At 63.5% G+C, this 13,256-nt stretch carries 11 protein-coding genes; 7 read left to right on the forward strand and 4 right to left on the reverse strand.

Translation table 11 applies throughout. The annotated features are described in order from the left end of the window. Nucleotides 1-124 precede the first annotated feature (124 nt). A complete protein-coding gene (gene thiC / locus IE316_RS06400; protein WP_190203134.1) occupies nt 125-1,915 on the forward strand; it encodes a phosphomethylpyrimidine synthase ThiC in 1,791 nt (596 codons plus the stop codon). A gap of 186 nt (nt 1,916-2,101) precedes the next feature. On the opposite strand, the gene IE316_RS06405 is transcribed toward thiC, so the two are convergent. Further along, nucleotides 2,102-5,167, reverse strand: a complete 3,066-nt coding sequence (locus IE316_RS06405; RefSeq protein ID WP_190203135.1) for an HD domain-containing protein — start codon at nt 5,165-5,167, stop codon at nt 2,102-2,104. 97 nt (nt 5,168-5,264) lie between these two features. After that, a complete protein-coding gene (locus IE316_RS06410; protein WP_229910219.1) occupies nt 5,265-5,750 on the reverse strand; it encodes a hypothetical protein in 486 nt (161 codons plus the stop codon). Nucleotides 5,751-6,130: 380 nt separating this feature from the next. Between IE316_RS06410 and IE316_RS06415 the strand changes: the two genes are divergently transcribed. Next, on the forward strand, nt 6,131-7,045 hold the full coding sequence (locus tag IE316_RS06415) for a phosphotransferase enzyme family protein (protein ID WP_190203136.1): 915 nt from the start codon (nt 6,131-6,133) through the stop codon (nt 7,043-7,045). Nucleotides 7,046-7,048: 3 nt separating this feature from the next. Here the strand turns inward: IE316_RS06415 and IE316_RS06420 are convergent, their stop codons facing one another. Next, the gene (locus tag IE316_RS06420) at nt 7,049-8,428 is read right to left on the reverse strand and encodes an NsdA family TPR-like regulatory protein (protein ID WP_190203137.1); all 1,380 of its coding nucleotides are present in this window, start codon (nt 8,426-8,428) and stop codon (nt 7,049-7,051) included. Nucleotides 8,429-8,639: 211 nt separating this feature from the next. Between IE316_RS06420 and IE316_RS06425 the strand changes: the two genes are divergently transcribed. Continuing rightward, nucleotides 8,640-9,179, forward strand: a complete 540-nt coding sequence (locus tag IE316_RS06425) for an ATP-binding protein (RefSeq protein WP_190203138.1) — start codon at nt 8,640-8,642, stop codon at nt 9,177-9,179. 337 nt (nt 9,180-9,516) lie between these two features. Beyond that, nucleotides 9,517-9,816, forward strand: coding sequence for a hypothetical protein (locus IE316_RS35345; RefSeq protein WP_229910235.1), 300 nt, complete (start codon nt 9,517-9,519; stop codon nt 9,814-9,816). A gap of 410 nt (nt 9,817-10,226) precedes the next feature. Here the strand turns inward: IE316_RS35345 and IE316_RS06430 are convergent, their stop codons facing one another. After that, complete coding sequence (locus IE316_RS06430) at nt 10,227-11,006, reverse strand: GntR family transcriptional regulator (RefSeq protein WP_190203139.1); 780 nt, start codon at nt 11,004-11,006, stop codon at nt 10,227-10,229. 167 nt (nt 11,007-11,173) lie between these two features. Here IE316_RS06430 and IE316_RS06435 point away from each other — a divergent pair, with 167 nt between their 5' ends. The 3 genes from IE316_RS06435 to IE316_RS06445 are packed head-to-tail and all read left to right on the forward strand — an operon-like array spanning nt 11,174 to nt 13,019. Then, nucleotides 11,174-11,524, forward strand: a complete 351-nt coding sequence (locus tag IE316_RS06435; RefSeq protein WP_190203140.1) for an SCO3933 family regulatory protein — start codon at nt 11,174-11,176, stop codon at nt 11,522-11,524. Next, nucleotides 11,524-12,825, forward strand: a complete 1,302-nt coding sequence (locus IE316_RS06440; protein WP_190203141.1) for an FtsK/SpoIIIE domain-containing protein — start codon at nt 11,524-11,526, stop codon at nt 12,823-12,825. The genes IE316_RS06435 and IE316_RS06440 overlap by 1 nt, the downstream gene beginning before the upstream one ends. Further along, nucleotides 12,822-13,019 carry a hypothetical protein gene (locus IE316_RS06445; RefSeq protein WP_190203142.1) on the forward strand — a complete coding sequence of 66 codons (198 nt, stop codon included), beginning with the start codon at nt 12,822-12,824 and terminating at the stop codon, nt 13,017-13,019. Before IE316_RS06440 ends, IE316_RS06445 begins: the two co-directional genes overlap by 4 nt. Nucleotides 13,020-13,256: the final 237 nt, after the last annotated feature.

Consider the following 13,256-nt stretch of genomic DNA (forward strand, 5'->3'; position numbering starts at 1 on the left):
CGATGTTTCACGGGAAACATCACCGAAGCCGAGTGATGCATCCCACGGAACGTCGGCAGACGGATACCGCTGCGTCGACCGCCGAACCTGTTACCGGGTAATGCCGGCGTAGGGAGTAGGTCTCATGACCATCAAGGACGCACGCACGCCTGCCTCCACGCAGAACGAGGCCGGGAAGTCCATCGGCTGGCACAAGGCGTACATCGAGGGCTCACGCTCCGATCTGCGCGTGCCGGTCCGTCAGGTGCACCTCACCAACGGGCAGTCGGTCACGTTGTACGACACCTCCGGCCCGTACACCGATCCGCTCGTCGACACCGACGTCCGCAGGGGGCTGCCGCCGCTGCGGGAGAACTGGATCGTCGCCCGCGGCGACACCGAGGAGTACGCGGGCCGCCCCGTCCGCCCCGAGGACGACGGCATCAAGCACACCTCTCCGCGCGGCGGGCTGCGCAACCTCGACGCGGTCTTCCCCGGCCGCCCGCGCCAGCCGCGCCGTGGCCGGGACGGCCAGGCGGTGACCCAGCTCGCGTACGCGCGGCGGGGCGAGATCACGCCCGAGATGGAGTACGTGGCCATCCGCGAGAACGTGTCTCCGGAGGTGGTGCGCGAGGAGATCGCGGCCGGCCGGGCGGTCCTCCCGGCCAACGTCAACCACCCGGAGATCGAGCCGATGATCATCGGCAAGCGGTTCCTGGTGAAGGTCAACGCCAACATCGGCAATTCCGCGGTGACCTCCTCCATCGAGGAGGAGGTCGAGAAGATGACCTGGGCGACCCGCTGGGGCGCCGACACGGTCATGGACCTGTCCACCGGGCGCAACATCCACACCACCCGCGAGTGGGTGCTGCGCAACTCCCCCGTGCCCATCGGCACGGTCCCGCTCTACCAGGCCCTGGAGAAGGTCGACGGCAGGGCGGAGGAGCTGACCTGGGAGATCTACAAGGACACGGTCATCGAACAGGCCGAGCAGGGCGTGGACTACATGACGGTCCACGCGGGCGTGCGCCTGGCCTATGTGCCGCTGACCGCGAACCGCAAGACCGGCATCGTCTCGCGCGGCGGCTCCATCATGGCGGCATGGTGCCTGGCCCACCACAAGGAATCGTTCCTGTACGAGAACTTCGAGGAACTCTGCGAGATCCTCGCCGCCTACGACGTCACGTACTCGCTCGGCGACGGCCTGCGGCCCGGTTCGATCGCGGACGCCAACGACGAGGCGCAGTTCGCGGAGTTGCGCACGCTCGGGGAACTCAACCGGATCGCGAAGCGTTTCCATGTACAGACGATGATCGAAGGCCCGGGCCATGTCCCGATGCACAAGATCAAGGAAAACATCGACCTTCAGCAGGAGATCTGTGATGAAGCTCCGTTCTATACGCTCGGCCCGCTGACCACGGACGTCGCGCCGGCGTACGACCACATCACCTCCGGCATCGGTGCCGCGATGATCGCCTGGTGGGGCACTGCCATGCTCTGTTACGTCACGCCCAAGGAGCATCTCGGCCTGCCCAACCGTGACGACGTCAAGACCGGCGTCATCACCTACAAGATCGCCGCCCATGCCGCCGACCTCGCCAAGGGTCACCCAGGTGCACAGGAGTGGGACGACGCGCTGTCCGACGCCCGGTTCGAGTTCCGGTGGGAGGACCAGTTCAACCTCGCCCTCGACCCGGACACCGCACGGGAGTTCCACGACGAGACCCTTCCCGCCGAACCCGCCAAGACGGCCCACTTCTGCTCGATGTGCGGCCCGAAATTCTGTTCGATGAAGATTAGCCAAAGCATCACAGAGCGGTTCGGTGGTGCAATGACAGAGGAGACCACGACGGAAGAGATCGCCGAGGGCATGCTTCAGAAGTCGAGGGAGTTCGCGGAGAGCGGTAGCCGGCTGTACCTGCCGATCGCCGACTGACGGTAGGGCGAGGCGGTGCTACGTCTGTGCGTAAGGCACCGCCTCGTCTCCAACGTTGGCGTGCCGGACCGACGGCCACGCCGATCTTCCAAGCACCCAGGCATTGGCCGCTGCTGTCTGAGCGTAGCGCGGGTTACCTTCAGCCCATGGAGGCCGAAAGCCCACCCACGTGTCTTTGCCTCCTCATCACCACAATTCCCCGCCCCGCCGTTGCCACCTGCGGGTGTCGAAAAACTCCAGCTCGCCGGACGCGGCAGCGGCAGCGAAGACGTCGAAATCGATCAGGTCGGAAATCTCAAGTCTCCGTGTACGAATCCGTAGATCTTCTAGCAGATCACTGAGAGGAGGAGAACCTCGAGAGAACGACCTGGCCGTCGGCAATATCGCTGAGATCATCCAAGACAGCGCGACTATTTTCTCGTCCTCTGGTCCTTGCCAATCTGGAGCCTTTTTCATAGCTTCTACCATGCTGGCCCATGGGTGACCTGGAATTAGGTACAGATCGCTGCCGACTCGTACACCAATCTCCTTATCTGTGAACCCGTTAACGATGATACTGTCAATCGGGATGTGAACTAGTCGGCTTGGCGAAATTCCGTAGCGGTCCTGGTCGGAAGCAAGTCGTTCGAGTCCGGCCGCTAGAAGGTCAACCGAAGACCAAAGAGACCTGTCACCCCGTTTAATCCACCTGATGTCACAACGACGCTCCGACTTGTTGGCCTTCATCTCAGCTACTTGCCACACCGATAGAAAGAACTCGTCGACATGCCTGTCTCTGCCCAAACGCGTACAGATAACCGGCTCGGGATCCTCCCGTTGATCGTCGGTGCCTGCTAGCACCTTCATCACAGAAGCTCTCGATCCTCCTGGCAGCTCGCGGAGGAGGTACTCGATATGCTCCATTACTGTGCTCTCCGTCATGCGGAGTGCCTCAAACTGAAGCAAATCTTCAGCGGAAGCATGTCGGCGGGTTCCGCCTTGTTCCAGCAGGAATAGAGGCACCTTGCCGAGGCTCTGCCTCAAAGAAGGGCTAGAGATCGGCACGGAATCCTTGGCGGAGAAAATTCCAGAGATGATGGCGGCTTCGCCCGTAGCCCAAGTCAATGAGTGTGATCGGACCGACTGGAGTTCCTCGACCTCCTCGCGGATATGGTCGCAGTAAGCAGAGTAAATCTGCTCGACAACACGAGCGAACTCAGGTGTTGAATCAATCGCAGTTCTAGCTACGTTCGTACGGGGCGCGCGCGGTCCCCACGCGTTGGCCAGTGCCCAAACGCCGTATGCGCGGCGAAAGCCCGGCGGGTATCCTTCCACACGGATGCCGCCAACGCAGGTACCTGCGAGTGTGTCCGCTTCTCGCACTGGGCCCGGGAAGGGGAGAAATACCCACTCATTGAAGTATTCATTCCACCTGACGGCATATGCGATAGATAGGCCGTCGAGTTCCTTCTCGACGATCCTGATTTTCGACTTGTCAAGTCGTTCGCTGAAGTCTGCCCCAAAACGAGAAATCGTGGCCCGCAATGCGCTTCCGACAGAGTCATAGCCTACTCGGACCGGCTTACCCGAAGACGCGTCTACCGTAACCTCGCATTCGGGAAGAACGATCCATTTTTGCGCGATTTTAACGACATCCCCGACGTCTGCACTGGGCCGGATCTTAAGTCGCACGCATGTCCCGTGCGGGAGGAGGCCCTTATCAATATCGGTTTTGTTGAGGGTCCTAACAAGGTACTCACCGTGTACGGACCTCAGAGACATCTGCCGAGCTTCGTTTTCGTCAGGGTGACAAGTGACTATCTCTACTTCGTCTGCCACCATAAAAGTAGAAAGGACCCCGATGCCGAATCGGCTGATAGGGTTAAAAGTAGGGAACTTTTTTCGGAACTCAGCGTCTTGATATCGGCTTGATCCAGCTTTCAAGAGATTATTCTCGATAATCGCCTGTGTCATTCCAGTGCCGTTATCACGCACCTCGAGAGTTCTAGTGCTGGAGTCCCACTTAACAAGCACCTTCCCGTTTGATGGAGACTTGACGCCGTGCTGGAGTCTGACGGCATCGATAGAGTTTTGCATCAGTTCGCGCAGCACTACGTCTGAGTCATTGTAGAGCGTGTGTCCGGTGAGTAGGTCGAGGACCTTCGTCTGGTCAAGGGAGAATTGAAATGTTTGGGTCAAGAACCCCTTCGCTTCAACTCTGGACGTGTCAATGTACTTCCAGGGAAACTCGTAATTGAGCCCGTTCGCCTTGTTGCTGCGCTGGATCCAGTCGTGGCTTTTGCGTAGCTGGCCTGCGGCGTACCTGAGATAGGAGGTGAGGCCAAAGAACCCGTCCCCATCCGTGAACTTTGCATGAACACCGATAGTGTCTCGGGGTGCTGTCTCGTTTCTGTTTCCGTCATTATCCAGCCCCCAGACAGGCTTGACTGCCCGTACTGCCATTTGCTTAGCCCACTCGACCTGACTTATTGGGTCACTCGGGTTAAGCACCCTAAAGGCGATGGAGGGAGCCCTATCACGCGTAATATGGAGCAGATCAATAGTGCGCAGCAGAACGGCTGCATACTGAACGTTCGCTGACTCCTGGGAGTCATTCCCGTAGTATTGCTGAACTGGGTAAATGCCGGTGTCGTAAAGGTCCTCCAGATGATGGCTTTCACATACTTGCGCGAGATCATCGCGGAACACGGGATCGAGGGGTTGCAGAATACGCTGCACCTCGCTCATCACTGCGGTACAGATGCCAGCGGCGGGAGAATCGTCACCCACGATCCAATTCTTCACCCTCAGGGCGTGGTTCTCACGTACGAACTCTTGGTAGAGGAACCTCTCCCTATCTTCATCACTAAGCACAGCCAAGCGTGCCTCATAGTCCCGTCCGTCGGCATCGTCTGTTAGGAGTACGTCGGCTCGGAACTTATCGAAACCTGACTCGTGTCGGCTTTCGTACTCGTCTCTCGTGACCAGCATTCCCAGATCATGAAAGTAGGCGGAGAGGACAATGAGAAGCCAGTCGGCCGATGTCAAGTGCTCCTTGGTGTCGTCAGGGATCAGCCAATCTAGCTTTTCTAGCATTGCATCAATGTGCGAGACGTCGTGCTTGGTGTACTGGTCGAAAAATCCGAGTTGGCCGATCCGCCCAAGAAGGTCTTCTATGTCCTGCTTCGCTTGGAGGACACTGAAGCCGCCAAATGCGGAGTACTGCGAAGCCTGATCGGCCTTTTGTTCGGCAAGTGAAGAAAGAGACCTCATTATGACCCCCTAGGGAACTGACCTAGCGCGCGAGACTACTGGCAAGTGGTTCGTGATGAAGGCTTCCCGTTTTAGGCTAGCTAGCCGCAATCGCGCGTCATCGCACCTTCGGCAGAAGAAGGAGGCCGGCGAGTGACCACATGGTTATGATCGATACCAGGATGAACGTCAGTACATAGGTCTCATACCACCTGAATAGGTTTCCTGGTTTCGGACGCTCGCGGAAACCTGGCGCCACCATCTGGTCTGTTATGTCACATTCTTCATTGCGGTAATCAAGCCATGCAAGGGTGCCCACTACGATCTGCGTCACCGTAAAAGCGGCTACCACCGTAGTAAGCGACAGCAACCCGATAATTCCACCTCGGGCTGTATCCGGCTCTACTCCCCATTTGCGATAGCCGACGAAGAGTGCAAGCGCGGCGCCAACAAGGGTCGTGGCCAGTGTTTGATAGATCGCGAGGAAGCGATACCCATTTTCGTTGACAGCGTGAATTTGCTGCAGAATATAACGATATCGCTCCAAAGCGAACTCTTTACGCATGGCTTCTGCTTCAGGCGTGACGTCACCGGCTGTCATCATCCCCCCCAACCTCCTCGTCAGGGTAGGGCATAAGTGCTCCTGCCGTACTCGATGCGTGGAAAGTTCGTTCTGTCATCGGTGGACTAGTAGGGCGCGGGAAGAGCCCTCCCTCTGTGTACTTGGTTTGGCCTGCCGAAGGGCAACTGGCAACCTCGGGGTGGGGGATGTAGGAAATCTGGCCTCTGCAGAACGAGACGTATCGGCTGTGCGTAACAAACAGTGCATGTGGGACTAGAGGGTGGGCGTGCTTCGAGGACAGCGCTGAGCCCGCATGTCGACTGCTTGTGGGTACGGTCAGAGTGCTGTCCGGCGCACGCCGGGTTGGTCACCCACAGGCGTGCGCTGGTTGATCGCGTGCGACTAGGGGAGCTGGTACGGGCATGTCGGTTGACGCTGCTCGATCGGGTGAGGGGTTCACGTCGGCCAGGGCTGCGCAGGTGGTGAGTGCGGCGTGCCGGGTGGCTGGGTTGGACGGCAGAGGAGCTGAGCTGATCCGGCTGGGAGAGAACGCGCTGTTCCGCCTGGAGGGCGAACCCGTGATCGTGCGTGTGGCGCGGGGAGAGCAGTGGCTGCCCAAGACTCGGGTCGAGGTGGCCGTGTCCACCTGGCTGGCTCGGGAGGGTTTCCCCGCTGCGCAACTCGTTGAAGGGCTGGAGCAGCCGCTGTTGATCGACGGGTATCCAGTGACCTTCTGGCAGCTCATCGTGGAAGGTGACCGCAAGGCCACGTACGGGGAGTTGGGCGGCATCCTGCGGGATCTCCACTCCATGACGGTGCCGGCTGATGTCGTGCTTCCGTCGTTCGATCCCTTCGACAAGCAGGAATTGCGGATTCAGCGGGCGCCCATCCCGGAGGATGACAGGGCGTTCCTGCGTAAGCGCTGGCATGAGCTGCGTGGCCAGTTCGAGGAGCTGAGCTTCGAGACTCCGAAGGGGCCGGTACACGGAGACGCTCATGTGCAGAACCTCATGGTCAACGAGCAGGACGAAGTGATCCTGATCGACTTCGAGGCGTTCTGTTTCGATCATCCTGAGTGGGACCTCATGGTCACCGCGGTGGAGCACCACAGTCTTGGGTGGCAGACCGATGAGCAGTATGGCGACTTCGTGCGCGCGTACGGGCGTGACCTGCGCGACTGGCACGGCTACGACACGCTTCGCCGGCTCCAGGAGTTCGGTATGACCACGTGGCTGATGCAGAACGTGCGTGAGAGCGAGAGGACAGCGGCGGAGTACCGCCGGCGCATCGCTGCCCTGCGGGACGATGATGCCCCGCGCGACTGGCGGCCCTGGTAGCCGTTACTCGTCCTCGTCCTCGTCCAGGCGGGCGAGTGCCTCGGTCACCTGCTCGTTGAAGGCAGCAACGTGAGGGTTGGCGGCGTGCGTGCTGACCTCCGCCTGGAAGTCGGTCACGTAACGCTGGAAGCGGGAGGACTGGAGGGAGTCGCCGTCGGTGACCGCGAGGCTTGCCGTGGTGACGGCGGCTTCCAGTTCGCCGCTGAGTAGTTGGCTCTGGGCGAGCACCATGCGGCAGAAGCCGAGTGTGCGGGCGTACTGGGGGTCGGTGTTGTCTACGGCGCGTTGCGCGTGCTCGACGGCTTCCCGGCGCATCTTCAGATCGCGGAAGCAGTGGCAGAACTCGCCCAGCAGTTCCGCGTCGTCGAAGTAGGTCAACCAGGTCGGGTCTTCCGCGCTGTCGGCGCGTTCGAAGTGGCGCTCCGCTTGGTTCATGGCGGCGGCGGCGCCCGTGCGGTCGCCGGCGTTGGAGAGGGCCCGGGCTTCCATCGACCAGTAGTTCGCCATGGCCCGTGGGGTGGCCTTGCCTTTGGCGCCTTCGACGGCGGCACGGGCTAGCTGGATGGCCTGTCGATGATTGCCCAGGTAGTTGGCCTGGTGGCTGAGATTGCCGAGGATCCGGGCGCCGAACATGCGGTCATCGATGACCTGGGACAGGCGCAGGGTGGACGTGAGGTAGCGATGGGCGAGCCGATGGTTCCCGGAGTCGTAGGCGGTCCAGGCGAGCAACTGGGAGACCTCGGCGGCGGCGCCGAATAAGGCAGTGCCCACCTTCTCGCTGTAGCTCGCGTTGAGCAGGGGGAGGACTTCATGCCGGAAGTAATGGCGTAGGGCCTTATGGCCGTGACCTCCGCCGTATTTGAAGTCGAGTTGCATGAAGGTCGCGGCGGCATCCCTGATCGCGCGTACGTCGCGCATACCGACCCGTTGGTGAGCGGGCCTGTCGGCTTGGATGCCGTCTGGGCGCGAGATCATCCAGGACAGTACGGCGGAGCTGAGATCGGCGTCCGAGACGGTCAGGCGCTCGGGTGTGGCGGTGTCGGCGCGTTCCTGGGCGAGTCCGTCCAGGGTGGAGAGCACATCGTGCACTGTGCTCGGATAGCCGATCGGCGCTGGTGCTGCGGACTGCGTGTGATCGAAGAAGCCGAGATCACCGGATGTGATTCGCCGGCCCAGTCTGGTGCTCAGTACCTCCGCCATGACGGTCGCTGTTCGAGGGTGGATGCCTGCGCCGTTGCGCCATCGCTGTACCGAGACATGCGTCGTACCGAGCCTGATGCCGCGATGGGCGGCGGCGTCCTGCATACGCTTGGCAAGACCCTTGTTGGATACCTTCGCCTCGTCCATGAGGGCGATCAAGTGCGCGTTCGGCTCTCGGTTCATGCTCCCCTGCCAATCCGAGATTGACGGCGAGTGTTCATCCTGTCACAGCAGTATCGCGCCGGGGGTTCATCGGTGAACCCCTCTGGGCCTTCTTGGTGTTCACGTGGTCCCCCTGGTGAACACTCCCGCTCACAGCCCTCGCGGCGTGTACTGGTCCGCGTGCAGCAAGCGGTGACCTGACACCACCGACGGAGGCTGAGAAGGGGACGTGATGGATACGGAGAAAGCCGCGTACGTGGCGGAAGAGCTGGATGCATACGCCCACTGGTTGGCGGCACCGAATCCATCGGCTAATGCGAGTTTCCTGGCGTTGACCCTGTTCGCCGAGTGCGGCAATGCGGCCCGCATCGCGCGAGACACGGTGTCAGCGTTCCTGCGCGGCGTCATCACGGGCGATGTGGTGTATGACGCCCGGCTGGCCGTTTCGGAGCTGGTGGCCAATGTGGTGAATCACTCTGTGCCGGACAGCCATCGGTCCAGGCCCGGCGGTTCCCGCCGTATGGACGTGACGTTCAAGCTCTTCCCGAAGTGGCTCTTCATCGGTGTAACCGATGAGGACTCGACTCCTCCGCTTCTGCCGATGGGTGACGCGCTCTGCCCGGAACTGGTGGGAGAACTGACCGAGGCGGTCGTGCCGGACAGTGGCCGGGGGCTGATGATCACCCAACGCATGGCGGCGGCGGTGTGGTGGACGGCAGAAGAGAGCGGAGGCAAGACGGTTTGGTGTCGTTTTGACCTGGACGACAACTGATCACCGATGACTTCCGGGCCTTCGTCCTGTGACTACTTCCACGCGATCGGGAGTGGGCGGGGGACCGGAAGCGGCTGGAGTCTGACCCCTCTGGCCAACGGAGCGCGGCCTCTTGCGCCGGGAACCACCAGGCTCCCCTGATCCAGGGTGGGAGGTCGCGCTTCACAACCCCATACCGAGACCGGGCCACCCCATCAGCCCTGAGAAGCGAAGGGTGGCCCGGCTGGGAACACGGCGGTTCCCGGTGCCTGATGGTACCGGGGCCGTCGTGCTGCATTCCGGCCCTCGTGAAAAGAAGTTGATGCTCCGTTAGCGAGGCACGGCAGAGGTGGACGCGATGGTTGGCGCGGGTAAGGACTGGCGCGGTGATGGGCTCGACAGTCCCACAGACGTGGGCTCCGGCCTCTGGGTGCCGGGAGTCGATTACGTGGCCGGCTGGCAGGTCGCACGTGCGGCGGCGGACCGGCTGAACAGGGCGCTCCTCGGCGTGGGTTTCGAGTTGTCCGGGGTGCGGGCCGTCGCTGCCACGGATGAGGACGGGCGCGGGGTCGTCCGTCTGGCTGGCCGACCTGCTGACGTTGATCGGCTTGCCATGCTCCTGGAGTCACGCGGCCAGGGCGACGGTGGTGCGCGGTGATGGGGGCCGTCATCGGTGAGCGGGGACGGTGGGCACGTCGCCGGGTGGAGAGACTTTGGGCGGGAGCTGCCATGGGGCGAGTGAACAGGGGGCCTTACGCTCGCCCGGCGAATCGGGCAGGCACTGGTGCTGCCCGCGTTTGTGCCCGATGGGCCCCCTGTTCTTCGAGGCTCGCCCCATGGTGGCTGCCTAAAGCCTCGGAGGCCGGCGACCCCCGGCCCACCACGCCTCGGGCTCTGGCGGCCGATCGACGCCGTGCCTTCCTGGGTGTGCCGTGGTGCGGGGCGTCCGGCGACCGGACGGGACCGGCGGCCACGCCGCACGCCCGGCCGGGGCGGCCGGGCGGCCCGGCGCGCCGCAGGCGCGCCCTTGAGGAAGTGAAGACGGTTTCGACCGATCATCGCCGCCGGTCAGGCGAGGGCGCGTCGGGTGGTCTGTTTCTCGGCGGTGATCCGGTAGGCGAGTTCGGCGTGGTCCGCTCCGATGCGGAGTTCTTCGAGGATCAGAGGGCGGTCGTCGGTGCCGTGCGTGACGCGGGACAGGTGCAGGATCGGGGTCGCGTCGGTGAGCTGGAGCGTGGTGCGCTCGTCGGGCAGGGGCATGTGGGCCCGTACCGTCTCCGACCACCACAGCTTGTGCCCGGCCTGGACGAGCAGCCGGTACAGCGCTTCCGGGTGCTGCCCCGGATCCTCCGCCAGCGGTGGCACGGACTCGGCGACCTCGAAGGGGATCAGCGTCCGGTGGGTCGCGCGGGTGCCGCTGGTGGGGTCGATGAGCAGCCGGTCGCAGCCGAACAAGGCCTCTTCCTCGCCCAGCTTGAGCAATCGGCCGGTGGTCTCCGTGGTCCGGGCGCGGTAGGTGCTCGGAGTCTCGACTTCTTTCCATACGTCGCCACCCGGCATGGCGAACTGTCCGCCCGTGGCGTGCTTGATCCGGCGTTCGAGGGTGAGCGATGGCTGCCCGGCGGACCGTACGAAGCTGCCCTTGCCGTGTCGTACGTTGACCAGCCCTTCCGTCCGCAGAGCGGCGATCGCGTTGCGGACCGTGGGTCGGGAAACGCCGTAGCGGGCCATGAGCTGGGCTTCGGACGGAAGCAGGGAGTCCGGGGCGAACTCGCCCGACTGGATCGCCTCTCGGATGGCGGCGGCGACCTGCTGGTAGAGGGCTCCGGGGCGCTGGATCTCGGACATCTCGGCATCTCCGGGTCTTAGTCGTAGGCACGTCGCACGCGCGACATCACTCGTCAGCATAAGTAGTTGCACTCATGCCGTACAGGACTCCAGACTCATAACTCGTTAGGACAAGTGACGTCCCAATGAGCGTCGGGCGTCTCGATGGGCCAGGGAGGCCACAGATCATGCAGTCCATTCCCGTGGACACGGCGCGCCTCGGCGTGCTGCGGTGCGCGATCGCGCCCGAAGTGAAGCTCAGCAACCCCGAGACACAGGAGGTGAAGAAGGACCGGGACGGCAATCCGGTCTACACGGTGGCCGTCACCGTGCGGCAGGACCGGCGGCGGATCTCCGTCATCGAGATCGCGGTGAGCGGTGAACCCAAGGGCATCGATGAAGGCCAGATCGTCAAAGTCACCGGCCTGACCGCCTTCGCCTGGTCGATGGGTGACCGGCACGGGGTCAGCTTCCGCGCCGATGCCATCACCCCCGTACATGGCACGGCGACGGCACACGGCAAGGGCGGTGACGCGTAATGGGACCCGTCGTCTTCGCCCTCGCCCTCGCCGTCCTGGCCTGGGTCGTCGTCGTCGGGGACCTGATGCGCCGGCACCGTCCCGTCTGGCACTGGTACCTCGTCGGCTACCCGGCGGCAGCCTGGCGGGTGCTGCTCACCTGGCGGCGGATCGCGGTCCTCAACGACCTCGCGGTGTCCCGGCTCCCGGCGCGCACGCTGGTCGGGCATCTGCTGGTCAAGGGCGACCCGGTGCGGCCCGTCGTGCCGCGGATCTCGTTCCCGCGCCCCACACGCACGGGAATGAGCGTGACAGTAAGGCTGCACGCGGGGCAGACCCCGGCAACGTACATGCAGGCGGCCGATGCCCTGGTTCACGCGTGGAAAGTCCACGCGGTCCGGGTCACCTCCCCGGAACGCGGACTCGTGCTGCTCACCGCCATGGCCGAAGATCCGCTCCAGCGTCCCGGCTTAGCCAGCGCACCGGCCGAACTGCTCTCCGCGCTCATCGGCGCGCTGGAGAGCGGTGGGGCGTGGGTGATGAACCTGCGCCTGGTCCCGCACTGGCTGATCACCGGGTCCACCCGCTCGGGCAAGTCCACCCTGCTGGCCCGACTGATCACCCAGCTCGCGCCGCAACCCGTCGCCCTGGTCGCCATCGACTGCAAAGGCGGCATAGAACTCGGTCTGTTCGCCTCACGCCTGAGCGCACTGGCCACCTGCCGACGCGAAGCAGTCGCCGTACTGACCGCCCTGGTCATCGACATGCAGGAGCGCATGAACGCCTGCCGGGTCGCCGGAGTCCGTTCCATCTGGGAGCTGCCGGACAGGATGCGCCCGGTCCCGGTCGTCGTCCTGGTCGACGAAATCGCGGAACTGTACCTGTCCGACGGCACCCGCCAGAGCAAAGCGGAAGCCGAACAGTGCTCCACGCTGCTGCTCCGCATCGCGCAACTGGGGGCCGCGCTCGGTCTGCACCTGGTCGTCGCAGGCCAACGCGTCGGATCCGACCTCGGCCCCGGCGTCACCGCCTTGCGAGCGCAGCTCGGCGGCCGGATCTGCCACCGGGTCAACGACCCCGGTACCGCCGAAATGACCTTGGGCGACCTGAACAAGGATGCCGTCGCGGTCGCCCAAGCCATCACCGCCGAAGAACGCGGCGTGGCCGTGTGCACCGGTCCGGACGGCGGATGGAGCCGCGCCCGCTCCCATCTCACCCCCACCGACGAAGCCGTGGCGAGCGCCCGGAAGTACTCCGGCATGACTCCCCACCTGCCCGCTGTAGATCGTGCCCTGACGGCGCTGGAAGGAGACGGCGAGTGATCAGCGAAGGTACAGCGTTCACGTTCGCGGTGATCTTCGGAATCATCACCGTCCTCCTCGTGCGCTCCCGCGACGTGCGCGCCTGGGAAGCGGTCTGCGTCGGCCTCTTCGGCCTCTACCTCGGTCAGACCCCGGTGCTCTTCACCGTGCACGGACTCGTCACCTGGGTCATCAGCGGCTTCTCCCACACCTGACCAGCGAAGGGAACACACGGCCATGCCCATGCCGCGCGTGAGGTGCCCCCACTGCAAGGGCGACGGTGCCCGCAGGACCTGGACCGGACGACAGCGGCGCTGCCGCGTCTGCCGGGGCACGGGGACCATCCGCTGAACCCGTACCCACCACCACCGACCCGACCGCACAAGGAGTGATTTCCATGACCGACCGCCCGCCGGCACCCATCACCCGTGCCGCTACGGCGGCCCACCCCG

Origin of the sequence: Streptomyces fumanus (assembly GCF_014655295.1) — a bacterium.
Lineage (GTDB): Bacteria > Actinomycetota > Actinomycetes > Streptomycetales > Streptomycetaceae > Streptomyces > Streptomyces fumanus.

What these genes read in the sequence shown, in the direction of transcription:
- IE316_RS06435 (WP_190203140.1), top strand. Translation starts at nt 11,174, where the DNA reads ATGCAGTCCATTCCCGTGGACACGGCGCGCCTCGGCGTGCTGCGGTGC.
- IE316_RS06415 (WP_190203136.1), top strand. Translation starts at nt 6,131, where the DNA reads ATGTCGGTTGACGCTGCTCGATCGGGTGAGGGGTTCACGTCGGCCAGG.
- IE316_RS35345 (WP_229910235.1), top strand. Translation starts at nt 9,517, where the DNA reads ATGGTTGGCGCGGGTAAGGACTGGCGCGGTGATGGGCTCGACAGTCCC.
- IE316_RS06440 (WP_190203141.1), top strand. Translation starts at nt 11,524, where the DNA reads ATGGGACCCGTCGTCTTCGCCCTCGCCCTCGCCGTCCTGGCCTGGGTC.
- IE316_RS06410 (WP_229910219.1), bottom strand. Translation starts at nt 5,750, where the DNA reads ATGATGACAGCCGGTGACGTCACGCCTGAAGCAGAAGCCATGCGTAAA.
- IE316_RS06405 (WP_190203135.1), bottom strand. Translation starts at nt 5,167, where the DNA reads ATGAGGTCTCTTTCTTCACTTGCCGAACAAAAGGCCGATCAGGCTTCG.
- IE316_RS06420 (WP_190203137.1), bottom strand. Translation starts at nt 8,428, where the DNA reads ATGAACCGAGAGCCGAACGCGCACTTGATCGCCCTCATGGACGAGGCG.
- thiC (WP_190203134.1), top strand. Translation starts at nt 125, where the DNA reads ATGACCATCAAGGACGCACGCACGCCTGCCTCCACGCAGAACGAGGCC.
- IE316_RS06425 (WP_190203138.1), top strand. Translation starts at nt 8,640, where the DNA reads ATGGATACGGAGAAAGCCGCGTACGTGGCGGAAGAGCTGGATGCATAC.
- IE316_RS06430 (WP_190203139.1), bottom strand. Translation starts at nt 11,006, where the DNA reads ATGTCCGAGATCCAGCGCCCCGGAGCCCTCTACCAGCAGGTCGCCGCC.